At 59.0% G+C, this 25,024-nt stretch carries 24 protein-coding genes; 9 read left to right on the top strand and 15 right to left on the bottom strand.

Features of this window, described 5'->3' with window-relative positions; all coding sequences use genetic code 11:
* Nucleotides 1-10: 10 nt before the first annotated feature.
* Nucleotides 11-958: an endonuclease/exonuclease/phosphatase family protein gene (locus I8E17_RS10695; protein ID WP_069612672.1), complete on the bottom strand. Its 948-nt coding sequence runs from the start codon at nucleotides 956-958 to the stop codon at nucleotides 11-13.
* A gap of 468 nt (nucleotides 959-1,426) precedes the next feature.
* Here I8E17_RS10695 and petA point away from each other — a divergent pair, with 468 nt between their 5' ends.
* The 4 genes from petA (at nucleotide 1,427) to I8E17_RS10675 (ending at nucleotide 4,844) form a co-directional block, all read left to right on the top strand.
* Nucleotides 1,427-2,005: a ubiquinol-cytochrome c reductase iron-sulfur subunit gene (gene petA, locus I8E17_RS10690; RefSeq protein ID WP_069612671.1), complete on the top strand. Its 579-nt coding sequence runs from the start codon at nucleotides 1,427-1,429 to the stop codon at nucleotides 2,003-2,005.
* 14 nt (nucleotides 2,006-2,019) lie between these two features.
* Nucleotides 2,020-3,294, top strand: a complete 1,275-nt coding sequence (locus I8E17_RS10685) for a cytochrome b N-terminal domain-containing protein (protein ID WP_069612670.1) — start codon at nucleotides 2,020-2,022, stop codon at nucleotides 3,292-3,294.
* Nucleotides 3,295-3,316: 22 nt separating this feature from the next.
* On the top strand, nucleotides 3,317-4,183 hold the full coding sequence (locus I8E17_RS10680; RefSeq protein WP_069612669.1) for a cytochrome c1: 867 nt from the start codon (nucleotides 3,317-3,319) through the stop codon (nucleotides 4,181-4,183).
* Nucleotides 4,184-4,301: 118 nt separating this feature from the next.
* The gene (locus tag I8E17_RS10675) at nucleotides 4,302-4,844 is read left to right on the top strand and encodes an adenine phosphoribosyltransferase (RefSeq protein WP_004116512.1); all 543 of its coding nucleotides are present in this window, start codon (nucleotides 4,302-4,304) and stop codon (nucleotides 4,842-4,844) included.
* 49 nt (nucleotides 4,845-4,893) lie between these two features.
* Here I8E17_RS10675 and I8E17_RS10670 read toward each other — a convergent pair whose 3' ends face one another.
* Entirely contained in the window at nucleotides 4,894-5,361 is a 468-nt protein-coding gene (locus I8E17_RS10670; RefSeq protein ID WP_069612668.1) for a MaoC family dehydratase, read from the bottom strand.
* On the bottom strand, nucleotides 5,358-5,822 hold the full coding sequence (locus tag I8E17_RS10665) for a MaoC family dehydratase (RefSeq protein WP_069612667.1): 465 nt from the start codon (nucleotides 5,820-5,822) through the stop codon (nucleotides 5,358-5,360). Before I8E17_RS10665 ends, I8E17_RS10670 begins: the two co-directional genes overlap by 4 nt.
* 185 nt (nucleotides 5,823-6,007) lie before the next feature.
* Here I8E17_RS10665 and I8E17_RS10660 point away from each other — a divergent pair, with 185 nt between their 5' ends.
* Nucleotides 6,008-7,132 (top strand): hypothetical protein, encoded by a 1,125-nt coding sequence (locus I8E17_RS10660; RefSeq protein ID WP_069612666.1) that lies wholly within the window; start codon nucleotides 6,008-6,010, stop codon nucleotides 7,130-7,132.
* Between the two features lie 123 nt (nucleotides 7,133-7,255).
* Here I8E17_RS10660 and ychF read toward each other — a convergent pair whose 3' ends face one another.
* Nucleotides 7,256-8,359, bottom strand: a complete 1,104-nt coding sequence (gene ychF, locus I8E17_RS10655; RefSeq protein ID WP_069612665.1) for a redox-regulated ATPase YchF — start codon at nucleotides 8,357-8,359, stop codon at nucleotides 7,256-7,258.
* A gap of 233 nt (nucleotides 8,360-8,592) precedes the next feature.
* Between ychF and clpS the strand changes: the two genes are divergently transcribed.
* The gene (gene clpS / locus I8E17_RS10650) at nucleotides 8,593-8,904 is read left to right on the top strand and encodes an ATP-dependent Clp protease adapter ClpS (RefSeq protein ID WP_069612856.1); all 312 of its coding nucleotides are present in this window, start codon (nucleotides 8,593-8,595) and stop codon (nucleotides 8,902-8,904) included.
* A gap of 12 nt (nucleotides 8,905-8,916) precedes the next feature.
* Here clpS and I8E17_RS10645 read toward each other — a convergent pair whose 3' ends face one another.
* The 5 genes from I8E17_RS10645 to I8E17_RS10625 all read right to left on the bottom strand — a co-directional run bounded on the left by I8E17_RS10645 (nucleotide 8,917) and on the right by I8E17_RS10625 (nucleotide 14,160).
* Entirely contained in the window at nucleotides 8,917-9,393 is a 477-nt protein-coding gene (locus I8E17_RS10645; RefSeq protein WP_069612664.1) for a GNAT family N-acetyltransferase, read from the bottom strand.
* A gap of 1 nt (nucleotide 9,394) precedes the next feature.
* Nucleotides 9,395-10,111, bottom strand: a complete 717-nt coding sequence (pth, locus tag I8E17_RS10640; protein WP_069612855.1) for an aminoacyl-tRNA hydrolase — start codon at nucleotides 10,109-10,111, stop codon at nucleotides 9,395-9,397.
* A 73-nt stretch (nucleotides 10,112-10,184) separates the two neighbouring features.
* Nucleotides 10,185-10,916 carry a transporter substrate-binding domain-containing protein gene (locus I8E17_RS10635; RefSeq protein WP_069612663.1) on the bottom strand — a complete coding sequence of 244 codons (732 nt, stop codon included), beginning with the start codon at nucleotides 10,914-10,916 and terminating at the stop codon, nucleotides 10,185-10,187.
* A 14-nt stretch (nucleotides 10,917-10,930) separates the two neighbouring features.
* Complete coding sequence (locus tag I8E17_RS10630) at nucleotides 10,931-13,297, bottom strand: EAL domain-containing protein (protein ID WP_069612662.1); 2,367 nt, start codon at nucleotides 13,295-13,297, stop codon at nucleotides 10,931-10,933.
* 245 nt (nucleotides 13,298-13,542) lie between these two features.
* Complete coding sequence (locus I8E17_RS10625; protein WP_069612661.1) at nucleotides 13,543-14,160, bottom strand: 50S ribosomal protein L25/general stress protein Ctc; 618 nt, start codon at nucleotides 14,158-14,160, stop codon at nucleotides 13,543-13,545.
* A 301-nt stretch (nucleotides 14,161-14,461) separates the two neighbouring features.
* On the opposite strand from I8E17_RS10625, the gene I8E17_RS10620 reads away from it, so the two are divergent.
* The 3 genes from I8E17_RS10620 to I8E17_RS10610 all read left to right on the top strand — a co-directional run bounded on the left by I8E17_RS10620 (nucleotide 14,462) and on the right by I8E17_RS10610 (nucleotide 18,736).
* Nucleotides 14,462-15,904, top strand: coding sequence for a hypothetical protein (locus I8E17_RS10620; RefSeq protein ID WP_069612660.1), 1,443 nt, complete (start codon nucleotides 14,462-14,464; stop codon nucleotides 15,902-15,904).
* Nucleotides 15,905-16,014: 110 nt separating this feature from the next.
* Nucleotides 16,015-17,475, top strand: coding sequence for a hypothetical protein (locus tag I8E17_RS10615; RefSeq protein WP_069612659.1), 1,461 nt, complete (start codon nucleotides 16,015-16,017; stop codon nucleotides 17,473-17,475).
* Nucleotides 17,476-17,500: 25 nt separating this feature from the next.
* Nucleotides 17,501-18,736, top strand: coding sequence for an MFS transporter (locus I8E17_RS10610; RefSeq protein WP_069612658.1), 1,236 nt, complete (start codon nucleotides 17,501-17,503; stop codon nucleotides 18,734-18,736).
* Between the two features lie 14 nt (nucleotides 18,737-18,750).
* Here the strand turns inward: I8E17_RS10610 and I8E17_RS10605 are convergent, their stop codons facing one another.
* The 6 genes from I8E17_RS10605 to lgt form a co-directional block, all read right to left on the bottom strand.
* Nucleotides 18,751-19,683: a ribose-phosphate pyrophosphokinase gene (locus tag I8E17_RS10605; protein WP_069612657.1), complete on the bottom strand. Its 933-nt coding sequence runs from the start codon at nucleotides 19,681-19,683 to the stop codon at nucleotides 18,751-18,753.
* 104 nt (nucleotides 19,684-19,787) lie between these two features.
* Nucleotides 19,788-20,660 (bottom strand): hypothetical protein, encoded by an 873-nt coding sequence (locus I8E17_RS10600; RefSeq protein ID WP_069612656.1) that lies wholly within the window; start codon nucleotides 20,658-20,660, stop codon nucleotides 19,788-19,790.
* A gap of 55 nt (nucleotides 20,661-20,715) precedes the next feature.
* Nucleotides 20,716-21,867 (bottom strand): Xaa-Pro peptidase family protein, encoded by a 1,152-nt coding sequence (locus I8E17_RS10595; RefSeq protein ID WP_069612655.1) that lies wholly within the window; start codon nucleotides 21,865-21,867, stop codon nucleotides 20,716-20,718.
* A 1-nt stretch (nucleotide 21,868) separates the two neighbouring features.
* The gene (pgeF, locus tag I8E17_RS10590; RefSeq protein WP_113366422.1) at nucleotides 21,869-22,651 is read right to left on the bottom strand and encodes a peptidoglycan editing factor PgeF; all 783 of its coding nucleotides are present in this window, start codon (nucleotides 22,649-22,651) and stop codon (nucleotides 21,869-21,871) included.
* Nucleotides 22,652-22,787: 136 nt separating this feature from the next.
* A complete protein-coding gene (locus I8E17_RS10585) occupies nucleotides 22,788-23,885 on the bottom strand; it encodes a class I SAM-dependent methyltransferase (RefSeq protein WP_069612653.1) in 1,098 nt (365 codons plus the stop codon).
* Between the two features lie 77 nt (nucleotides 23,886-23,962).
* On the bottom strand, nucleotides 23,963-24,850 hold the full coding sequence (lgt, locus tag I8E17_RS10580; RefSeq protein WP_069612854.1) for a prolipoprotein diacylglyceryl transferase: 888 nt from the start codon (nucleotides 24,848-24,850) through the stop codon (nucleotides 23,963-23,965).
* Nucleotides 24,851-25,024: the final 174 nt, after the last annotated feature.

The raw sequence follows: 25,024 nt of genomic DNA, 5'->3' as shown, positions 1-25,024 counted from the left end.
ACCCGCCGGATCATTTCTGCCGAGGCACGCTGAACTCCGTCATCAGGCCGAAATGGTTCGAGCCCATGGCGTCGCGGATCTGCTTCACGGATATCAGCCGCAACGGCGCGCGGGCGAAGACGTGATCGATGGTGATCCCATAGGCGCCCGCAGCAATCGGCCATGTGGCGGGCTCGGGAAAGGCATGGCGAAGGCCGGTTGCCGCCAGGAAGTCGCGCATGTCGGGCGCGATGACCGAGGCGTTGAAATCTCCTGCGAGAATCAACGGCCCTTTCACGTCATTAAGGGCCGGAGCGAGGAGACCGAGCTCGATCTGGTGGAACGCATCGAAATAAGGCTTGCTCAGATGAACGGAGGCGAAGTTCACGGGCTGGCCGTCCATGTCGATGGTGGCGAGAATGAAGCGATTGTCCCAGAGGCTGCCGAGGCTGCGCATGAGTTGGGTCTGGAATGGTCTCTTCGACAGCAGCAGGGAATCGCAATCGGTGGTCATCACGCCGCAGCCGATCCGGTTGGGATAGACTTTCAAGATGCGGTCCATCTCGGAAAAGATCGGTCCTGCCTCGAAGATTTCGACGACGTCGGCTTTCGAGGCGATGATGAGATCGGCGATGCGAGGGCCGTTTTCGAAATTGCTGTCCTCGATGTTGAAGGAGAGCAACCTGAAATGCTCGCCGCTCGCCTCAGCCGAAGCGACGAGCGAAGACGTGGTGTATTGCTGCAGCATGAGGACGGAGTGAACAAGCAGGATGATCCCTGCGGCAGTCAGGAAGAGCGCATACCAGTGACGCTTAAAGGCGAACGCGACCAAGGCGAGCAGGATCGCGAACAGGCTTATATGGGTCTGCAGACTTTCGAAAAAGGCCAACAGCCAGGAATCGGCGACGTAACGCGCGGCTAGGATGCCGACCGCCAGTGTGGCGAGAACGCATAGGACGCAATAAATCGTGTGTCTCATGAGAAGTTCTCGTGCTTCGTTTTTGCTGCTTCGTATGCGCAAGACAGCAAGTGCAATCCTCCATAAATCCCGGGGGAAATCCATTTGGATTTAAGTGGTAAAGCGCAGGTCTCACGGAGTGGCGAAAGTGGTGATACTACACCGCATTCCGCAATGCGGCATTGAAATCATTGTCTATTTTGCTTTGCAATATGAGGAGATACTACAGAAATCCCCAGATTTTTCATGGGTTTAACTTTTCGCATCGGTGCGGAAAGAGTTCAGGCTCCAGCCTTGCGACGCAACAGCGCAGTTTTGCCGCGACATTGTGCCCTGACCCCTTGCCAAGACTGGACATAATTTGCGATCAAGCTTAGAACGCAGCGGGTTACGGAGGAATCTATGGCGGAATTATGGTCGCATTGATTCGCCGTTAGTGAGAGGGGTACCGCGGTTTTGCCGTGGTTTGCGGGAAGAGGATGTGCAGCTTTGAGCGAGCATAGTACGACAGTTGAGTCCAGCGGCGAGCCGACTCGTCGCGATTTCCTTTATTTGACGACAGGTATGGCCGGTGCGGTGGGTGCAGTTGCCGTCGCATGGCCATTTATCGACCAGATGCGTCCGGACGCATCGACACTTGCTCTTGCATCCATCGAAGTCGATGTGTCGAGCCTTGAGCCCGGCATGTCGTTGACGGTGAAGTGGCGCGGTAAACCCGTCTTTATCCGTAACCGCACGCAGAAAGAAATCGACGATGCCAAGGGTACGCAGCTTTCGGACTTGAAGGATCCGATCGCTCGCAATGCCAATCTTCCGTCCGATGCACAAGCAACCGACGTTGCCCGTTCGGCCGGGGAGGGCAAGGAAAACTGGCTCGTTATGATCGGCGTCTGCACCCATCTGGGTTGCATTCCACTCGGCCAGGCAGGTGAATATGGCGGGTGGTTCTGTCCCTGCCATGGTTCGGTCTACGATACCGCCGGTCGCATCCGTCACGGGCCTGCGCCGCAGAACCTCTTCATCCCGCAATATGCGTTTACGTCGGAAAAGAAGATCAAGGTCGGTTGAGGGGGAGCTGAATCATGAGTGGTCATTCGTCTTACGAGCCATCGACAGGGCTCGAAAAATGGGTAGACGCGCGGCTTCCGCTGCCGCGTATGGTCTATGACAGTTTCATCGCCTATCCTGTTCCCCGCAACCTGAACTATGCCTATACGTTCGGCGCCATGCTGACGGTCATGCTGGTCCTGCAGATCCTGACCGGCGTCGTGCTGGCGATGCATTATGCGGCCAACACGGCGATTGCGTTCAACTCGGTCGAAAAGATCGTCCGCGACGTCAATCACGGCTGGCTGTTGCGCTACATGCACGCCAACGGCGCATCTTTCTTCTTCGTGGCCGTCTACCTGCACATTGCCCGCGGCCTTTACTACGGTTCCTATAAGGCGCCGCGCGAAATCCTTTGGATTCTCGGCGTGATCATCTACCTTCTGATGATGGCTACCGCCTTCATGGGCTATGTTCTGCCCTGGGGCCAGATGTCCTTCTGGGGTGCGACCGTCATCACCGGCTTTTTCTCGGCCTTTCCATGGGTCGGCGACTGGATCCAGACCTTCCTGCTCGGCGGCTTCGCCGTCGATGATCCGACGCTCAACCGCTTCTTCTCGCTGCACTATCTGCTGCCGTTCATGATCGCAGGTGTCGTCATCCTGCATATCTGGGCGCTGCATGTGACCGGCCAGACGAACCCGACCGGCGTCGAAGTGAAGCTGAAGACCGACACTGTCGCCTTCACGCCCTATGCGACGCTGAAGGATGCGCTTGGTGTCTCCATCTTCCTGCTGGTCTTCGCCTATTTCGTCTTCTACCTGCCGAACTTCCTCGGTCATGCCGATAACTACATCCCGGCCAACCCGCTGAAGACGCCGGCTCATATCGTTCCGGAATGGTACTTCCTGCCGTTCTACGCGATGCTGCGCTCGATCACCTTCAACATCGGCCCGATCGACTCCAAGCTCGGTGGCGTTCTGACGATGTTCGGCGCGATTATCGTGCTGTTCTTCCTGCCCTGGCTCGATACGTCGAAGATCCGCTCGGCCGTCTATCGTCCCTGGTACAAGCTGTTCTTCTGGCTGTTCATCGCCGATGCCATCCTGCTCGGCTGGCTGGGCTCGCAACCCGCGGAAGGCATCTACACCACGGCTGCGCAGTTTGCGACCCTGTTCTACTTCCTCTTCTTCCTCGTCATCATGCCTGTGCTCGGCATTGTCGAGACACCGAGGCGCATTCCAAATTCGATTACGGAAGCGGTTCTTGAGAAACAGGGCGGTAAAGTTGCCGCTTCGGTTCAAGCATAACCGGCGATAGAGGAAGAAAACGATGAAAAAACTTGTTGTCGGCCTTCTATCCCTGACGCTCATCGGCGGCCTCTCGACCGCCGCCGTGATCGCTGCGGAAACGAAGCCTGCCGCGGAAGCAGAGACGCCGCATTATCCGCTGAAGGAGCCGCGCGAGCAGCATTGGACCTTCTCCGGCCCGTTCGGCTATTATGACAAGGCGCAGCTGCAGCGTGGCCTCAAGGTCTACACGGAAGTCTGTTCCGCCTGCCATTCGATGAAGCTGGTGGCTTACCGCACGCTGGAAGACCTCGGCTATACGGAAGCACAGGTGAAGGCCTTTGCTGCCAATTACGAAGTGCAGGACGGCCCGAACCCTCAGGGTGAAATGTTCAGCCGCAAGGCGCTTCCGTCCGACCATTTCAACTCGCCGTTCCCGAATGACGAGGCTGCCGCGGCCTCCAACAACGGGGCCGTGCCGCCCGATATGTCGCTGCTTGCCAAAGCACGCGAAATCGAGCGCGGCTTCCCGCAGTTCATCTTCGACATCTTCACGCAGTATCAGGAAGGCGGGCCGGACTATATCTACTCGCTGCTGACCGGCTACGAAGAGCCGCCGGCCGGGTTCAAGGTGCCGCAGAACTCGCACTATAATCCGTATTTCGATGCGGCTGCGACCTTTGCGATGCCGAAGCCGCTTTCCGACGGCCAAGTGACCTATGACGACGGCTCGCCGCAGACTGTGGACCAGTATGCGCGCGACGTGGCTGCGTTTCTGATGTGGACCTCCGAACCGCATCTGGAAGATCGCAAGCACCTCGGCTTCATGGTCATGGTATTCCTGCTGATCTTCTCGATCTTGATCTATCTCACCAAGCGTTCCGTCTATGCAAAGGCCGGCGCTCACTGAGCATCGCGACAATGATCGAGAAAAGGCGGCCCGGCGAGGCCGCCTTTTTTGTTTGGTATAGCACCCTGGTATTGATAGGGTGCAACCGGCCCTATCACAGCCTGAGAGACTATATTTGATGAACACTATTGCTTCGGAGCTTGCCGCCAGCATCCGCTCCATTCCGGATTATCCCAAGCCCGGCATCATCTTTCGCGATATCACGACGATGCTTGGCGACGCCAGGGCATTCCGCCGTGCCGTCGATGCGCTGGTGCAGCCTTACGCCGGCACGAAGATCGACAAGGTCGCCGGAATGGAAGCGCGCGGCTTCATTCTCGGAGGGGCGGTGGCGCATCAGCTGTCGTCCGGCTTCGTGCCGATCCGCAAGAAGGGCAAGTTGCCGCACGACATCGTCCGCATCGCCTACAGCCTGGAATATGGTGTCGACGAAATGGAGATGCACCGTGATGCGGTCAATCCGGGTGAGAGGGTCATCCTCGTCGACGACCTGATCGCGACGGGCGGAACCGCCGTCGGCGCTACGAAGCTTCTGCGCCAGATCGGCGCCGAAGTGGTTGCCGCCTGCTTCGTCATCGACCTGCCTGACCTTGGTGGCCGCAAGAAGCTCGAGGAGCTTGACGTGCCGGTTCACACACTGGTGGAATTTTCCGGTCATTGACTGCGTTCGGAAGATTGGCGAGGGCCGTTATGAACGGCCCCGCAGCTCGCTATTCAGAGGCAAGCACCGTGCTTTCGAACCGTAGGGCCGGCAAGCCATCCTGGTTTATTCCGTCACAAGCGAGTGTGTAGAGCGTCCAGCCCGGGCGCGAGGCCAAAGCGCGGCTGCCAAGGATCGCAACGCCATAGCTGATGGTATCGCCCGCAAAGACCGGCCGCAGCCATTGCAGCTTCGTGAAGCCGTGCGAGGGGCCGAGAACGGGCGGCGTCTTGCCCTCGGCGGTCAGTCTTGCCGTTTCGGATTTCCAGTAATCGACGAAGCTGCGCATCCACATGGAGCAGCTATGCCATCCCGAGGCACAGAGACCGCCGAACAAGGAATGCTTGGCCGCTTCCGCATCCATATGAAAGATTTGCGGGTCGAAGCGTGAGGCAAAATGGACGATGCCCTCGGGCGTGAAGGTATGGCTGCCGATGTCGATGCGTTCGCCGACGGCGTAGAGGTCGCTCATCTTCATGCCGAAATCTCCGCCACGCTGCGCATGCGGATCATGACCGCATTCTCCCCGAGGCAGACCAGTTCGCCGCGCTGATTTTCGACCTCGTGGCGAAACTTGACGATGCCGATGCCTGGGCGAGAACGCATGGCGCGCATCTCCATGACGATGGACCGGCCAGAGAGTGTATCTCCGGCCAGAACGGGCTTCTTCCACTCCATGAAATCGATGCCGGGCGCGCCTTCGGCATCGGTGGCAAGGAGATAGGAGTCGCACATCATGCGCATGAACATGGACGATGTATGCCAGCCGGAAGCGGCAAGGCCGCCGAGAATGCTGGCACGGCCGGCTTCCTCGTCCAGATGCATCGGTTGAGGGTCGAATTCGCTTGCGAACTCGATGATCTCCGCCGCCGTTACATGTTTTGGGCCGAGCGGAAATTCTCGTCCCGGCTGGAAGTCTTCGTAGACGAATTTCGTCATATCTTCTGTCGTCCTCCACCTCTCGTTTATCGGCAATCGCATGGCCCGCGGTGCTGGCGCAAGCATTTTCACGGTCAATATAAGGAAGGGACGACGGTGACTGTCTATTGGCCGCCGACAGCCCTTGATTGTATGCCGGCGATATGTTGAGGCTTGGGTCTTGGCAGGATGGTATGAGAGCTGGAATGAGCGAACTCAAAGTGGCACTGGAAGAGGCAGCCGGCGCGGGGATCATTTCCTCCAGTCAGGCCGAGAGATTGCTGCCCTATCTGGCGGACAGGAACATCGGTGCGTTGCCGACCGGACAGGGTCTCTCGGCACCGCGTTTTCCGGATGATCCCAATCCTCTGGAAGATACGGAAGCGCCGCGTTTCGTGCGGGGCTTTCACGATGTGCTCATCACCATCGGCCTCGTCGTTTTGCTCATCGGGCTATGGGGGCTGGCGAACCGTTATGCGCCCTTGCTGGCAATCGTCGTTCTGGCCGAGATCCTGGTGCGCCGACAGCGGCTGGCGCTTCCGGCCGTGGTCTTGACCGTCGCGCTCGTTGTCTGGATTTTTTACATGGTGGTCAGCTATGTGAGTTCCACACCGACGCTGAGCGATAATTTTACGATCGGCGCAATCGTGCTGGTGGCGCCATTTCCGCTGTCGCTGGCCTTGTTTTACTGGCGCTACCGCGTCCCGCTGTCGCTGGCCTTATTCCTGTTTTCGCTGTTCGGCCTGTTTCTCGCCGCGGTCTTCTATGTCGCCGGCACGGTAACTGGCTCTTCGAATGTGCCAGCGGATTACCCCATCCAGACGATGATGATCTTGCTGGTGACCGCGCTTGGCAGCTTTGTATTGGCGATGCGCTATGATCTCAGCGATCCGCAGAGAGTTACGCGCCGGTCCGACGTGGCCTTCTGGCTGCACCTCGCAACGGCGCCGGCTCTGCTTTATTCGACGATCCTCTTGGCCTTGCGCCTCGAGCTCGCCAGCAGCGGCATGGTCTTCACCAATCTCACCGATGCCCTCTTCGGGGGCTATCTGCAGGCGGTAACCGTCCTTGTGGCCGTGCTGGTGATGATGCTGATCGGACTTGTCATCGACCGCCGCGTTTTCGTGACCGCAGGGCTCGTATCGCTCGGCCTTGCGACCGCTGCCATTCTTCGGCACAACAATGCCGGCCTCGACAAGGTCGGCTTCCTGGTGCTGATGATCGTCGGTCTGGTCGTGCTTGTCATCGGCATCGGCTGGGCCGATCTGCGCCGCCTCATCGTGCGACGTCTGCCTGCCGGCATGCAAGCGAGATTGCCGGCGCTGCGATAGAGCTTTTCCGCTTTTCTTCGAATCGCGAAAACGCTCTATCCTCCTGCTTTAACGCAATTCCGGACGGAAAACCGCTTCGCACTTTTCCTGGAATTGCTTAGGCGCCGGCAAGAAAAAAGGCTATCAGGTGTTGAAGCGGAAGTGGATGACGTCGCCGTCCTGGACGACGTATTCTTTGCCTTCGTCCCGCGCCTTGCCGGCTTCCTTGGCACCTGTTTCGCCGTTGTAGGCGATGTAATCGTCATAGGCGATCGTGTTGGCGCGAATGAAGCCGCGCTCGAAATCCGAGTGAATAACGCCGGCGGCCTGCGGAGCCTTCGTGCCCTGTTCGATGGTCCAGGCGCGCGTTTCCTTCGGGCCTACCGTGAAATAGGTGATGAGGTGCAGGAGCTTATAGCCGGCGCGGATCAGGCGATCGAGGCCAGCTTCGTCGAGGCCGAGCGCGGAAAGGAATTCCTTTGCCTCTTCGTCTGGTAACTGCGCCACTTCCGCCTCGATGGCTGCGGAGATGATGACGACCTCCGAATTCTGCTCCTTGGCCATGGCAGCCACAGCCGCCGTATGCTCGTTTCCGGTCGCGGCATCGCCTTCGGCGACGTTGCAGACGTAGAGCACCGGATGCGAGGTCAGCAGGTTCAGGCTCTTGAGGATGCGGATCTCTTCGGCATCGAGCTTCGAGAGCAGGGTGCGCACCGGCTTGCCTTCCTGCAGCAGTTTCAGCGAGGCTTCCATGATCGGCAGCATCGCCATGGATTCCTTGTCCTTGCCGGTGGCGCGCTTGCGCGTCTGCTCGGTGCGGCGTTCGAGGCTCTCGAGATCGGCGAGCATCAGCTCGGTCTCGATCGTCTCGGCATCGGCGACCGGATTGATACGGCCTTCGACATGGGTGATGTCGCTGTCTTCGAAGCAACGCAGCACATGAACGATGGCATCGACTTCGCGGATGTTGGCGAGGAACTGGTTGCCGAGTCCTTCACCCTTCGACGCGCCGCGCACGAGGCCGGCAATATCGACGAAGGAGATGCGCGTCGGGATCAGTTCCTTCGACTTGGCGATGTCGGCAAGCTTGCGCATGCGCGGATCGGGAACCGCGACTTCGCCCGTGTTCGGCTCGATCGTGCAGAACGGATAGTTGGCCGCCTGTGCCGCCGCCGTCTTGGTCAGCGCGTTGAACAGAGTGGACTTGCCGACATTCGGCAGCCCGACGATACCGCATTTGAAACCCATGGCACCTTGTCCATATCTTGAAAATCTTTGCTGTGCCTATGGGGGAAGGGCCGTTGCGGGTCAAGTCTTGTGCGGGCAGGGAGGCTTTTTTCTGCCGAAAGAGAGGCAGAAGTCGCTCGAATACTCCTTTGTATTACCTGAGAGGCGCTGTCGTCCTTGAAGCGTGTAGTGCGCTGCACTATAATTTTCCTATTAGCCCAAAGCCTCTTTCCCTGTCGTCAACGGTGATGCCGATGAGTGACAATGATGTTGTCCTGAAACCGAAGACTAAAACGAAGCCGAAGGTCGAACGGCCGAAGCTCTACAAGATCATTCTCGTGAATGACGATTATACGCCGCGGGAGTTCGTCATCATGGTGCTGAAGGCCGTCTTCCGCATGAGCGAGGAGACCGGCTATCGCGTCATGATGACCGCGCACAAGCTCGGCACTTGCGTCGTCATGGTCTGTGCGCGCGATATTGCCGAGACGAAGGCGCAGGAGGCGGTCGATCTTGCCAAGAGCGCCGGTTTCCCGCTGATGTTTACGACCGAGCCGGAAGAATAGGAACGCCCGCTCTCACTGCGCGGGCCGGCGGATATGGAAGCCGGTCTTGTCCTGCTTGAAGCCGCAATTGGCGTAGAAACGCAGCGTAGCCGGATTTTTCGAGCCGGTCAGCAGCATGACCTTGTAGCAGTTCCTCTCCCAGGCGCTTGCGAACGCCTTATGGATGAGCGTGCCGGCAAGACCGCGCCGACGATAGTCGGCATGGGTTACCACATTCTCGATCAGGGCATAGGGCGCGCCGCCCCGCGTGAGATTCGGGATGACGGTCAGCGTCACCGAGGAGACGGCATTGTCGCCGTCAAAGGCGGCCAAGATCGTCATACCGGAATGCGCGAGGATTTCCGCAAAGCGGCTCTCCGCGAGGCTTAGGTCCAGTATCGGTTCTTCCGTGTGCAGGTGCCGGTAAAGTGCAAGCAGCGTCGGGAGGTCCGCCATCGCGACCGACCGGATGACGATATCCGCCACACTTTCTACCGCTATTTCCGACATCTCAATTGTCCTTCTTGCCGAACATCCGCTTCAGCATTTCCGCCATGGGACCGGTTTCGGGAATGTTCGGTTTGATATGATTGCGTGCCTGATGAATGTGGGACTTGGCAGGCGCCTTCTTTTCCGGCTTGGGCGCGTCGTCTTCCGCCTTGCCGCCGAGGGCAAGCGCAATCTTGTTCATTAGCTGCGAATCCTCGCCGCGCACCAGCATGTCGGCATTGTCGGCGAGCGCGTCGAACAACGGCTCCAGCCAGCTTCGATCCGTTTTGGCGAAATCGCCGAGAACGTGATTGTGCACCAGTTCCTTGGCGCCGGGATGACCGATGCCGAGCCGGAGGCGACGATAGTCCTTGCCGCAATGGGCGTCGATGGATTTGATACCGTTATGGCCGCCATGGCCGCCGCCGGTCTTCAGCCGCGCCTTGCCGGCCGGCAGATCGAGCTCGTCATAGATGACGACGAGATCGGATGGCTGGAGTTTGTAGAAGCGCATGGCTTCGCCGACGGCTTCGCCCGAGAGGTTCATGAAGGTTTGCGGCTTGATGAGCAGCACCTTCTGGCCGCCGAGTTCGCCTTCGGCAATCTCCGCCTTGAATTTCTTCGACCAGGGCGAAAAGCTATGGCGGCGGTGGATCGCATCCACGGCCATGAAGCCGATATTGTGGCGGTTGCCCTGATATTTGGCGCCCGGATTGCCGAGGCCCGCGATGAGAAGCATGCGCTTCACCCCTTCAAAAATGCCGATGTCCTTCACCACAGCGATTTGACGGCAAAGTCAAGGCGGGATGCCGTCAGTCGCCGAGGTGCAGGCCGTACTTCAGGAAAATCCGCCTTTGCGTTCCGTCGGCAATCAGCGCATTCAGAGCTACCTGCATCCTGTTCAGGAGACCGGTCGGGAAATCCTTGTGGCAGGCGATCCCCATGGGCTGTTGTGAGAGAAGGGTCACCTTCTCCACGGCGTTGCCCTCTTTCTGCAACTTGTCGAAATAGAATTCCGAGATCGGCATCAGGTCGATACGGTCGCTCATCAGCTTCTTGAGCGCGGCCTTGAAGTCGCTGCCGACGTCGATGCGCGGGAAGTCGTTCCGGCGCAGGAGTGCTTCCGTATAATCTTCTCGCCAGGTGCCGACGAGATATTTCCTGGCTTCGGCGATGTTGCCGGCGGTAACGCTGGAGCCGCCGTGCTTGATTAAAATGTTGCGGTCGATCAGCAGCGGCTGCACCCATTTGAAGAGCTTGTCGCGTTCTTCGTTGTGAGCTGCGACGAATACGCAGGTCATGGGTTCCATCAGCGCCTGATTGTAGGCTCGCGCCCAAGGCATGATGTCGATCGTATAGTCGACGCCGACATCGGTCATCACCTTCCGCACCTGGTCGGTGGTCGCTCCGACAACGGTCTTACCCTCGCGATAGTTGAAGGGCGGATATTCCTCGGTGGTGAAATGGATCGTCTCGGCGTGGACGGAGGAGAAGAGCGTGAGCGAAAACAGACTGGCAGCAATCATAAGCAGCGGTTTTCGCATGCGGTTCCTCATCGCTATGACGCTTGTGCTACGGGGGAAGGGTGATGTTGATGCGAGCCGACCAGCGTCCTTACCAGATTGTCCGGATGCAGCGGCCGGTAGAACAGATAGCCCTGGCCATAGTCGATACCCATGGCGCGCAGAGTCGCGCATTCCTCCTCGGTCTCCACGCCCTCGGCAATAACCGTGCAGTTCATCTTGTGCGACAGCGTGGTGATGCTTTCGACCAGCATGCGGCTCTTGGCGCTGACGTCGGAGGCGGTATCGTTGATCGCGCGGATAAAGGACTGGTCGATCTTGATGATATCGACCGGGAAGCGGTTGATATAGCTAAGCGAGGAATAGCCCGTGCCGAAGTCGTCGAGCGCTATGCGGCAGCCGTAGCGGCAGATTTCGTTGATGACCATGCGCGTCTCCGGATTGTCATCCATGAGCACGGCCTCGGTGATTTCCACGACGATGCGCTGGGGTGCGATTTCGTAACGCGCCAGCAGAGCCGCAATGCGCAGAGGCAATTCCTGCTCGAACTGCAGCGGCGAGAAGTTGATGGCGAGATAGGTGTCCTGCATGCCCTCGATCCGAGAGAGGCGAGCAAAATCGGCGATAGCCTTCTCCATGATGCGGTTGCCGATGCGAATGATGGAACCCGTCTCCTCCGCGACCTCGATGATGCGGCCAGGTGGCAGGATGCCTTTCTGCGGGTGATGCAGACGCATCAGCGCCTCGAAACCGGCGATCGAGCGGTCGTCTATATTCACGACGGGCTGCAGATAAGCTTCGAACCAGCCTTCGCTGAGGCCGGTTTCGATATGGTTCTCCAGTTCGGCCCGGCGGCGGGAATCGTCCAGCATGCCGTTGTCGAAAATTTGTGCGCCGTTCTTGCCATCGCGTTTCTTGGCATACATGGCGATATCGGATTTCAGCAGCAGTTCGGCCGCGTTGGCGGCCTGACGCGGGTAGATCGCAATGCCGATGCTGGCGCTGAGGCGCGCATCGCCGATGAACGGTGCCTCGAACGCCTCGGCGATAAGGGCCGCCATGTCGATCGCTCTTGCTTCCGCATTCTCGGCCAGCAGCAGCATGGCAAATTCGTCGCCGCCGAGGCGCGCGGCGATATCGCCCGGCGCCAGGCATTTCTGCAGGCGCGATACCAGTTCGCGTAGTGCCGCATCACCGGCGGCATGGCCCATATTGTCGTTGATCCACTTGAAGCGATCGAGATCGATGAAGAGGCAGGCGAGCTCACGCCTGCGCAGATCGGCTTCATTGATCTTTGCGTCCAGCGCGCTCTCGAAGCCCTGGCGGTTGAGAAGGCCGGTCAGATGATCGGTAATAGCCTGCCGCAGATTACGGTCTTCCGACTGCTTGAGTTCGGTGACGTCGGTCATGACGGAGAGCGACAGACCGTCCTGGATCGCAGTTGTTTCGAGGATCAGGACATCCATGATCCGTCCATCCTGGCAAAGGAATTTCACCGTCACGGTGAGACGGGCGGCACTGTCGGGATTGCCGCGTTTGCGCTCGATATATTGCATGCGCGAATCCGGCAGGATCAGGCTTGCAAACTCGCGGCCGATCACCTCGGCGCGATCGTAGCCTGTGGCCGCGAGCCAGTAGTCGCTGACGGCAGCGATGCAATCATTCTTGTCGAGCGAGAAAAGCATGGCGGGCGTCAGATTATAGGTGTCCGTCGCCCGGCGATGGGCCAGCTTCAGTTCGTTTTCCTCGCGCTGGAGTTTGCTCTGCATATCGTTGAAGCTGCTGGCAAGCCGGCCCATTTCGTCGTTCGACTGCCAGTCGACATGATGACGCGAGCCGAGCCGCCGTGTGGCCTCGATGGCATGCGTCAGCCGCATTAACGGCTGGATGACGAAGATGCGGTTGCCGATCAGCGCCGCGCCGAAGACCGTCAACACGGCGAAGATGAAGATGGAGATGAAGACGATCTCTTCGCTCTTGAGACCGTCGAACAGGCCGAGCTGAGGATAATAGACCGTGATGGTGCCAAGCCGCTTCGCACCGTCGACGCCGTTGTAGATGATTGGCCGGTCAACGGACTCCAGATTGCCGTTGTAAGATTTCGGGATGGTCGATTGCGTGACGTCGAGCTGGCCGGAAAGATCGCGGACGTTGACACGGACGATCGCGCCTTCGGCAACGGTGGTCGCGCTGATCTGGGTGACGCTGTCTTCGTCAAGGTCCCATAGCGGCTTTGCGAGGGCCTGGGCATTGGCGACGAGGAGAACGGTTATGTGATCCTTGATTTCCTTTTCGGCGCGTTCGGACGAGAGAAAAAGGAAAAGGACGAAGAGCGGCGCCACGAAAACCAGCAGCGCACCGCAAACGATCGCGAAAAACCTGTTTTCGACCGAATGGCTCATAGTTCCGTTAGCTCCCCGGTCATAGACCAGCGGATTTTAAGCGTGCCGCTTTCTACAACTCTTTCGCGCAGATTTTCATGAATCCGTTAAATGTTGCTGAAACTGTGGGGTTAATGGAAATCAACGATAGTATAGATCCAAGACGTTCTTATTTTTACTTTCTCTAATATTATTTCCCGGACATGAAAAAACCCGCCGTCCCAAAAGGGAGGCGGGTCTCAAATGCTTCAGGTAGAAGATGCCAATCAGGCGCTGGCTTCTTCGCCGCCTTCTGCTTCGTCTTCAGCAAGGCCGGCCGCCGGAGCAACGATCGTTGCGATCGTGAAGTCGCGGTCGGCGATGACCGGGGTCACGTTCTTCGGCAGCTTGACAGCCGAGATGTGGATGCTGTCGCCGCTCTTCAGGCCGGAGAGGTCAACGGTGAAGAATTCCGGGATCGCATCGGCCGGGCAATGAACTTCGACTTCGTGGCGAACGATGTTCAGCACGCCGCCAGCCTTGAGGCCCGGGGACTTCTCGTGGTTTTCGAAATGAACCGGGATTTCGACGGTGACCGCCGTGTTGCCGGAAACGCGCAGGAAGTCGACGTGGAGCGTGAAGTCACGGACCGGATCGAGCTGGTAGTCCTTCGGCAGAACCTTGATCTTCTTGCCGTCAACATCGATCGTGGCGATCGTCGTGAGGAAGCCGCCGGCGTGGATGCGCTTCGTCACCTCATTGGTGTTGAGAGCGATAGAAATGGGGGCCTGCTTGTCACCATAGATGACAGCGGGAATGAGACCATTGCGGCGAAGTTCACGGGCGGACCCCTTACCAACCCGTTCGCGCGCCTCGGCCTTGAGCTCGTAGCTTTCGTGGCTCATAGCTATTCCTTTCGAGGTTATTTGGAGAGTTCATTCGCTCGGTCATGCGCCGTATCGATTGAACTGGAGGAGGGCGTACCCTGCCTCATCCGCGTTGCCTCCAAGGGTGTCTACGCGGACGCGTGGCGTATAATACAAAGCGGCCAAAGGTGCAAGCACCCCCGGAATGCGAAGCCTTGTGGTGACATTGCAACTGCCGCGAACAAGCCTGAGGTGGCATGTGTATCAACGCCTTGACATATACCCTCGGCCCCATCAACAGTCGAATCCAATCGATTGGCGTCAGAAGGAGAGGTCGGGCATGCGTTCCAGAGCAATCGCCGCCGCGGTTTTTTCCATGGGTCTTGCTGGCGCATCCCAGGCTGCCGACGTCAATGAGCAAGGCGCCAAGGAACTCCGCAACATCCTGACCCATTCGCTTTCGCAGGACCTTGCACGCAGCGATTTCGTGACCGTCAAGCCGGCCGGCGATCAATATGAGATTACCTACGATCTCGCGAAATTCTTCGACAAAATCAACTCGAATGCATTTTCAGTCACGGGTTTCAAGCCGCTGTCGCTTTTTGCGCAGCCGGTCGAACAGGGACGGTGGCATCTGACGGGCGACAACAGCCTCGATGTCGCCCTGCATTCGCCGACTTCGGACATTGCCTATTCGATCGTTTCCAGCTCTTTCGACGGCATTTTTGACCCTGCCATCGAAGTGATGCGGTCAATGGGCATCAAGAGCAGTGGCATGAAATTTTCGAGCGCCGGCAGCGGCCCGAAAAGCGGGCGCAAGATCGATGCGACAATCGACAGCGCCTCCTTTGCCCATACGGTCACCGACAGTAGCGAAGCCGGCAAGGTCGACCTGCAATTGCAAGGAACGCTGCAGCGCTTGCGTGAGCAGTTCACTGTGCGTCCGGACGCTTCGCCCATCATTTTTAGCGCCGATAGCGTCGATACCAATGTCACGGCGACAAGCCTGCCGGTGAAGGATCTGCGCGCGCTCATCCGTTTCTTCGTTCAACACGTAAAGGCTAAGCAGCTGTCGCAAAGCGGCAGCGAGAAGTTCGAGCAGCTGGTCCATCAGGCCCTGCCGGTTTTCGGTTCGCTCGGCAAGACCGTGACCGTTAACAACGCGCTGGTTGCAACGGAGAGGGGCAAGGTCGGCGTCAAGCGCATCGACTATAGTTTCAAGATGGACGGACTGACCAAGGCTTCGAACGTCAATCTCGAGGTTAGGGCCGAGCAGTTCACCCCCGATGCCGATCTCGTGCCGGCTGCCTTTACGCCCTTCCTGCCCGCGGCGCTGGACGTTCAGCTCGGCGTGCCCAATATCAACTTTGCCGGTCTCATCGATGCCGGGCTCGATGCGATTGCAACACGGGCGACGCCGGTTTCCGGCGAGGCTCTGAAACGCACGATGTTTCCGAGTGGCTACGGAACGCTGGAGTTCCCGAAGATCAGCGCAAAGTCTGACGTCTATGACGTCGAGGTTTCCGGCGCGCTGAAGGGCTCCACCAAGCCGCATTCCGGCATTTCGCTGCAGGCGACGATCCTGGCGCGCGACTTCGACAAGACGGTTGCAGCACTTCAGGAGGCCGCCAAAGCTCAGCCTCGTTTGAATAGCGTTTCTTTCAGCCTGCTCGCCGCCAAGGGTTTTGCCAAGACTGACCCGGACGGCCGTCTCCGCTGGGACATCACCATGGATGAAGACCGGACGGTGACGGTCAACGGACAGGTGATGAAGAAGCCTTGAGGTTTGAGGGCAAGCCCATGTATCAGGGCGATGACAAAGTTCCATGCGAAAGGCCGCTCGGGTCTTTCCAGATTTCCACGTTTCTTTTCCATCATATTTGGGGGTGAATTATGCGTTTCAAAGCGGTTGCCACGGCGGCTGTTCTCGCCGCCGGCGTGGCCGGCCTTGTGCAGGCGGCTGACGTCAGCGAGCAAGGTGCCAAGGCTCTCTACGGCAATCTGACCTATTTCCTGCCTGATGATATCGCCAAGAGCGGTGCGATTTCGGTCAAGCCGGTCAGCACGCACTATGAAGTCACCTATGATGTGCAGAAGCTGCTCGACAAGTTGAACGTGAGCGATTTCACCATCAGCGGCCTTAAGCCCTTGATGATGCTGGCGACGCCGCTCGATAGCGGCCCCTGGAACATCGAAGGCAACAATGCCTTCGATATCACTGCGAAGTCCAAGCCCGGCAGCGGTCCCGACACCGAATTTCGCTATGCCCTGGCGTCATCGACCTTCCAGGGCGTGTTCGACCCTGCGCTTCACTATCTGCGTTCCATGGATATGAAGGGCAACGGCATCACCATCGCGACAAAGACCACCGACGCAGATAAGAGCGTCCAGAAGAATGACGCGACGGCCGACAGTATCGTCTATACCCTGTCATCGGCAGACAGCGGTGAGCCGGGCAGGCTCGATCTCAAGATGAACGGCAGCCTGCAATCGCTCTACGACAAGATTTCGGCCGACGATGCGACGCTCGGAGAAATCAAGATCGCGGCGATCGACTTCAAGGCTGGCGCGACCAGGCTGCCGCTGAAGGCGGTGAATTCGCTGTTGCAATTCGTCTCCGAACACAAGGATGAGAAGACGCTTTCCGATGCCGACAGCAAGGCGGTCAAGGCCCTGCTGATGGATGCGATGCCGATTGTCGGCTCCTTCGAGGAGTCCGTCGCGATCAAGGACATTGCAGTCACGACGCCATTCGGCAACGGCGGCCTGCAGAAGATGGGCTATTTCTTCAAGGTAGCAGGGCCAGCCAATGCCATGAACGCCGATTTCGGCCTGAATGCCGAGAAGCTTGCCCTGGAGACGGGCCTGATCCCTGAAGACTATGCCGCCTTCATTCCCGATACGGCCGATATACAGGTACAGGTGCCGAATCTGAATTTCTCAGCTCTGGCGGATGTGTTCCAGCAAGCCGATTTGAAGAACCCGGAGAGCGATAAAGCCCTGGACGAGAAGCTGCAGAAGGCCATGTTCCCCGACGGGACGATGACCATCAACTTCCCGAAGATCAGCGCTGTCTCGGGTCTTTATGATGTCGAGGCGTCGGGCAGTATGCGCGGCTGGCTGACCGAAAAGGACCGCGTCGCCATGAAGATGACGGTTCTTGCCCGAGATCTCGACAAGACGATCGCCGCCATCCAGGAGGCCGCAAAGACCAAGGAGGATCTGTCTCAGCTCTCCTTCGGCCTGATGATGGCCAAGGGCTTTGCCAAGACGGATGCCGATGGACGCTCGCGCTGGGATATCGATCTTTCCGACGACGGTCACGTGACGGTCAACGGGCAGGTCATGAAGTAAGCCACTCCGAAGTCAGAATGCGATCATGTTTGTCCTGAAGCCGCTGAGCCAGCGCTCGATCTCTCTCCTATGGGCCGGCCAGGTGCTGGCGGCTACAGGCTCCGAATTCTACATGGTTGCAGTCGTCTGGATTGCGGCCGACTTCATCGGCCGCGATGCGGGATATGTCTCCGCATTGCAGTCCGGCGCGCTGCTGTTCGGCAGCCTGTTCGGCGGCATCGTCACGGATCGCTGGCGGCACAGCACGACGATGATTACGGCCGATCTGATGCGTGCGGCTCTATTGCTGATGCTGTCCCTGGCAGGTCTTCTGCATCTGATGAGCCTGCCGCTGTTGATCGTGCTTGCCGGAAGCATCGCGTTGTTGACGTCGACGTTCGATCCGTCGCTGCAGGCGACTCTGCCGGTGATTGCCGTCGATGCCGAAGTCCGGCATGCGACCAACGGCTTGTTCGATGCCACCCGCCGCATGGCGCGTATTCTCGGTCCGAGCCTGATCGCGCTTGTAAATGGGCTCCTGCCGAAATCTCAGTTCTTCACGGTCACGGCTGCTACCTTCATATTGTCAGCGCTTGCCGTGTGGCTGGCGGTGGCGAAACTTCCAACGGCGCCGCGGCGCCGGGATTTCTCCGGAATGGCGGCCGTGGTGGACGGCGTTCTTGGTGGGTGGCGCGCAGCGCGGGGCCATGCGGCAATCCTCTATGGCCTCTTCACCAACCTGATGGGAAACGTTGCCTGGGCGATGGGCATTCTGCTCGGCATGATCCTGCACTTGCGCGAAACCAGCGCCAACCCGTTGACCGACTACAGCCTGATGATGACGGCTTACGGCGTCGGCAACCTGACCACCAATCTGATCCTCGGCAGCGTCAAGCCGCGCCGGCCGGTGGTCTGGATCATCGTGGCGAAGCTCATTTTCGGATCTGGCGTTTTCCTGCTGCCGCTGATGCATGATCGGATCGGGTTGATGATCGTTGCCTGCTTTGCGGCGATCAATGGTCCCTTCGAGAACCTTGCCACGCTGCACCTGATGCAGACGCGCTGCGAGCCGCATCGTTTGGCGCAGATCTATCGTCTATTGATGTGCGCGATATTCACCGGCCTGCTTCTGGCCTACCTGATGTCGCCAACCCTGTTTGCGTGGTTCGGCATCGGGCCTTCGATCATGGGATCGGGCGCGGCCGTCTTCATCTCGGGGCTGTTGGGCATTGGCCTGCTCGCATGGAAACAGTCGCATCCTGCCGGAGCAAAGGTCATCTAAGGCAGGCCCAAGGCTCAGTCGAACAGGCTTGAAACCGATTCTTCCTGGCTGGTGCGGTTGATGGCTTCGCCGATGAGGGTCGCCGTCGTGATGACGCGGATATTCGGCGCCGAAAGTACGGCGGTCGTTGGCTGGATGGAATCGGTAATTACCAGTTCCTTCAGTTTCGAATTTGCCACGCGGGTCACCGCGCCGCCGGAGAGAACGCCATGAGTGATATAGGCGGTAACGCTTGCCGCACCTTGTGCGAGCAATGCTTCGGCAGCATTGCAAAGCGTGCCGCCGGAATCGACGATATCGTCGATCAGGATGCAATCCTTCCCGGCCACTTCGCCGATGATGTTCATCACTTCGGACTCACCCGGGCGGTCGCGGCGCTTGTCCACGATCGCCAACAGACAGTCGAGACGTTTTGCCAGGGCGCGGGCGCGCACGACACCGCCGACATCGGGCGAGACAACCATCACGTTGCCGATATCGTAATTCGCCTTGATATCGCGCGTCAGGATCGGAACCGCATAGAGATTGTCCGTGGGGATATCGAAGAAACCCTGGATCTGGCCGGCGTGCAGATCGAGGGTCAGCACGCGGTCCGCGCCGGCCTCGGTGATCAGATTGGCCACCAGCTTGGCCGAGATCGGCGTGCGCCCCGAGGCGCGACGATCCTGACGGGCATAGCCGAAATAGGGGATGACCGCGGTTATGCGCCGTGCCGACGAGCGGCGCATCGCATCGATCATGATCAGCAGTTCCATAAGATGATCGTTGGTCGGAAAGGACGTCGGCTGCACGAGGAACACATCCTCGCCGCGTACATTTTCCTGGATCTCTACGAAAATCTCTTGGTCGGCGAACCGACGGACGCTAGCTCTTCCCAAGGGAACGTTGAGATAATTGCAGATCGCTTCGGCAAGATGCCGGTTCGAATTGCCTGCGAAAACCTTCATTGTGGCCCGCCTATTACCAACCTGATAGCCGCGCTTTTAACCGCCTTGCTCTCGAATGCAAGAGGGAGAGACACGTTAGCTTCATATTTCTGAAAAGCTTTTAGCTATCCACCGTTGGATTCGCGCCAGGAATTGAATTCCGACATGGTTTTGGTGGCAATTTTCTGCATGACCGTTGGAGGAACGGCCGACCAAGGGTCGCCACGCTTCAGAGGCGCGCTTTCTGAACCCTGGATGCGGTGGACGCGGTTGCCATTGCTATCAAGTACATCCCAAACGTAGGTCACGGAAATCTGCGGGCCGTCTTCAAAGGCGGAAAGATAGCCCTTGAGAATATAGGCGGCACTGGAATCGCTTGAGCTCTTGATCGTCAGGCCAAGCGAACGGGCGTCGGCACCAAGCTGGCGCGACAGCGGAGTGACGGCCTCCACGGGAGCGCCGATGATCGGCAGGAAGCGGACGCTGTTACCGCCGGCCGCGGCCGGCAGCGACGCCTGTTGATCCGGCTGCTGCTGTTCCGGTTGCGGATCGTCTGCACTCTGCTGCTGCTGCTGTGGCGGTGGGTCGTCCGACAGGCGCCGGTCGGCCTCGCGCTGTTCGTCGGCCTCCGAAAACTGATTGTTAGACGGAGCGATGGACGCGGTCTGGGAGCCGTCGAGCGGGCGGGAGGCGTAAGGGTTGGTGCCGTTCGATTTCAGTGCGGATGCCTGCTCATCGAGCGTGCCGCCTCCGCCGTAGCTTTGTGGCCGATAAGCTTGCTGGGAGGTCTGCTGCTGGTAGCCGTAGCTTTCCTGTGAGCCTTGATAAAGCTGGCGGCGCTGGGGTGCCGACGCCATGCGCTCGACGTCGCGCTGTGTGACCGGGCTGGAGCTGACATCACCGATGGCTTCGGGCGGCGTCAGGGCGTCCGTGGTATTGCAGGCGGAGAGCGCGAGGCAAAAGCCGGCGACAGTCAACGTTATCCTGACCAGTCCCATAGACGCGATCCTTTCTCCCGACGGTCTTACCGTCCAGGATCGCTATCTTACGCCCCTAACGGTTAAGAAATTCGAGAGGGTGGCGAGAAAGGGCTTTTGGCGCCTGTGAGGTCGTCAAATAGGTTTGTCCGAGGGTCATGGCGGTGCCGCTGTCGGAATCCATGATGATCATATGGACGAAGAGCGACATGTTCTCCTGGATCTCCAGGGGATTGCCCATATGGAACATTTCGTGCTCCATCCATGACGGCGAGAAGCGGGCGCCGAGAGAGTAGCCGCAGGCGTTCAGCCGGTGGCGGGCAAGGCCACGCTCGTCCATGATCTTGGCGTGCATGTCGAAGATGTCGCCGAAAGTATGCCCCGGCATCAGGATCGTTTCGATCGCCTGCAGGGTTTCCAGGCAGGCGCTGTAGAGCTCGCGGTGGCGATGGCTGGGAGTGCCGATGACGACCGTGCGCATCATGGCAGCGTGATAATGGGCATCGACACCGGCCCATTCGAGCGTCAACTGGTCATTGGCGTCGAGCTTGCGGCGACCGGACTTGTAGCGGCAAAGCAGGGCTTCCGTGCCCGAGCCGATGATGAATGCGTTGGCGGGATAATCGCCTCCACCCGAAAAGACGGCGCTCTGCATGGCCGCTAGAATATCCGACTCGTCCGCGCCGGCCTTGACCACAGACAGGGCTGCGTCGAGGGCATCGTCGGCCAGTGCGGCAGCGCGTTCGACATGGGCGATTTCCGCCGGGCTCTTCGTCAGACGCAGACGACTTATAAGATAAGAGGCATCGATGATCTGTCCGAAACTTGCAAGCTGATGATCGAGCAGGCGAGCGATGCGGCCCGTCATGCCGTGAGTGTCGTATTCGACACCGATACGGGCACCGAGCAGATCGAGATCGGACAAGAGCTCCTTGAGATCGAGCGTCGGATCGGCGTTGACGCGGTCGACCCATATGCGGATGTCGCTGACGACGGAGGTCAGCTGCGCCTGGCGCAGATCAGCCGAGCGCGTCAGGAGCGTCAGAGATCCATCCGCCTTGACGATCAGCGTCTGGAAAAAGCAAAAGCCGAACGTATCGTAGCCGGTGAGCCAATACATGCTCTCCTGTGCGAAGAGCAGCATGGCATCGAGTTTTTCTTCCTGCATTCTCGCCAGCAGCCGCGCCAGACGAGCATCGAATTCGCTGCGTTCGAAATGCAGGGCCATATTAGCTTGCCTCCTCGATAGCGATGGCGGAAATCTGCCGTCCGTAATCCGGCTCCTTCGCATGCGTCGTGCGCCGATAGGAGAAGAAGCGCTCAGGATCCGGATAGGTGCACAGGTTCAGGCTTTCGGCGGTGACGCCCGCCTTGTGCAGCCGATCGACCGTGAGGGACGGCAGATCGAACATGGCATGACCGTTGCGTGCCGAAGGGGCGAAATATTTGGCATAATCGGGATCATGAGTGATGAAGCGCTCGACGAATTCGGGACCTACCTCATAGCTCGCCTGGCTGATCGACGGGCCGAGGCAGGCAAGGATCGCTTCACGTCGCGCGCCAAGCGCTTCCATCGCATCGATGGTATTTTCCAGCACGCCGGTCAGCGCGCCCTTCCACCCCGCATGAGCGGCGCCAATGACCCGATTTTCCGGATCGGCAAAAAGGATGGGGCCACAATCGGCGGCGAGCACGCCGATTGCGATACCCGGTGTCGCCGTGACCATCGCATCGGCCTGCGGCCGGCTGCCATCGTAAGATGTGCCGATTGTCACGACATCGGGCGAATGGATCTGATGCACGGTAGCAAGCCGTTCGACGGGCAGACCGAACCAGCCGGCCACGCGGCGGCGGTTTTCCTGCACATGCTCGCGATCGTCATGTGAACCCAAGCCCACGTTCAGCCCGCGATAAAGGCCTTCGGAAACGCCGCCGGCGCGGGTGAAATAGCCATGGCGAATGCCGGCAGCCTCGGCGGCGCTCAGCAGCGTGCTTGCAAGTGGTGTCGGCAACTGCAGTGTCCCTTGATGTCTTGCTTCAGCCTGTCGTGCGATGAATAACGCAGCCGCGGCGAAGCAGTTCGATTTGATTGGGATGTTGGCCCAGTCCGGCGCGCACTGTCAATGCGTAGGGATCGATGGTCACGTTTCAGCCGACGGGACGAAAGGGCAGGAGATCGATCGCCGGGCTGGAGACCGCCAGCACCTTGAAGAGCTCTCCCATCTTGCCTTCGCCGGCGCCGGCCAGCCTTTCCACGGCGACACGGATGTTCTCCTGGGTTGCCGCATCCTGGTCTCTGCCAAGGGCTGCCGCCCGCTCCAGCAGGCCGAGACCGACGAGGAAATCGCCCTGATGACAGCAGCCGTTAATGTGCATGCCGGAGGCGAGGGCGGTTTGCGCCAGATGCTGGAAATCGACATGGCTGGTGAGATCCGCTTCGCCCGGATGTTCCAGCGGCGGATCGTATTCATGCATGCGCACGGCCTGCAGCGTATCGCCGAAGCCTGTCGCCATGTGGCCGTAGTCGATGGCAAGCGCCGTGCCGCCATGAGCGGCAAGTCTGTCGCAGATCGTCGTCATAACGGCCTGACGGGCGGGCGCGATTTCGAAAATCGTACCGATCGGCGGCAGTCCGCCTTCTGGAAGAAGTGCAGGATCGAGCGTCGCGACGCCCGCCGTGAAGCTCAGCTCGTCGTTGGCGTCGAGGCCGACCGTGCGCTCGCGGAAGCCGTTGGCGGTGCGAACAAACTGGCGGATGGGAATGGCGTCGAAGAGTTCGTTGGCGGCGAGCAGGGTGAAACCTTCAGGCACCTCGCCGAAATCCGCATGCCAGGAGATTTTTGCGCCGTAGGCATCAAGGGTCTGGCGCTGGAAGCCCTGCAGGCGCTCGCTGGTTTCGACAAGATGGACCGTCATGGCATCATAGAGTGGCGGGGCCAGCTTGCCGATGACGCGCAGCATGTCGGACATCATCGTGCCACGGCCCGGACCGATTTCGACAAGACGCACCTCGGCAGGAGTTCCATGCCGCTGCCAGGCATGCACCATGAAGACGCCGATCATCTCACCGAATAGCTGACTGACTTCGGGCGCGGTGACAAAGTCGCCGGATTGGCCGAAAGGTTCGCGCGTCTTGTAGTAACCATGCACCGGATCGGCGAGACACAGCGAAAAATAATCGGTGATGCTCAATGGCCCGTTGGTGCGGATGATGGTTTTGATTTTTTCCCCGAGCGCCGTCGTCATTCTATGCTTTCGCTAATGCGTGGCCCAGACAGACTGGGAGCGTCTTTCAAGAAGACCACGCGATATTGAACCCCACCTCAAGCCATCTGCCTTGCCGCTGCCTGACGGGCGCGGATAACGGCCCAAAGGCCTATCGCCACCATCGGAAGCGAAAGCACCATCCCCATCGTCAGCCAGTTCGTGCCGAGCAGATAACCGAGCTGCTCGTCAGGCTGACGGAAGAATTCGACAAAAATACGCGAGAAAGCGTAGCCGATGACAAAAATGCCGCTGACCGTGCCCGGTTTCTTCAGCGTCAGCGCCCAGCGCGTAAGCACAAAGAGAATAAGGAAGAGGATGATGCCTTCGATGCCGGCTTCATAAAGCTGACTCGGGTGCCGCGGGTCTGGGCCTGCGGGGCACACGCCGTTATGGGCGGCGATCACATGTGGGCTGCAGAAGACCATCGCCCAGGGAACATCCGTGACGCGACCCCAGAGCTCGCCATTGATGAAATTGGCGATACGGCCGAAGAAAAGCCCGATCGGGGCGACGGCGGCGACGATATCGAACAGGCTCCAGACGGGAATCTTGTTTCGCCTTGCGAACAAAATCATAGCGATGGTGGTGCCTATTAATCCGCCGTGGAAAGACATGCCGCCGTTCCAGACTTCGATGGCACGGATCGGATTGGCCAGTACCGGGTCGAGATCATAGAAAAGGATATAGCCGATACGGCCGCCGAGAACGATGCCGAAGGCGACCCAGAGAATGAAGTCATCCAGATGCTGGCGCGTCATCGGTGCTGTATCGTTCAGCCAGAGCTTGCCATTGTCGACCAGCCGCCTGGCATAGAACCAGCCGAGCAGAATGCCGGCGACATAGGCAAGCCCGTACCAATGGACTGAAACCGGGCCGAGAGAAACGGCGACGGGATCGATATCCGGAAAAGGCAGGATGGCGGCGAGATTGGCGGATGTCAGCAAGATCGTCAGGCCCGTTGCAGCATGTTCCCGAAAGCACCGTACCATTTCGGGGCAGGATCATGCTAAATATCCAAAATGTGCGCGGAACATGGCGTTCGCTGTCGAAACGGTCAAGTCGATTATTGATCTCGCCGAGATGGCAGGTCCGGTTGTCCAGTCCTATCTCAATTTGCT

It is taken from the genome of Rhizobium sp. AB2/73 (genome assembly GCF_020871915.1).
In the GTDB taxonomy this organism is placed as follows: Bacteria; Pseudomonadota; Alphaproteobacteria; order Rhizobiales; family Rhizobiaceae; genus Rhizobium; species Rhizobium dioscoreae.
The sequence above is the reverse complement of the archived record's forward strand: the minus strand, read 5'-3'. Positions and strand labels throughout refer to the sequence as shown.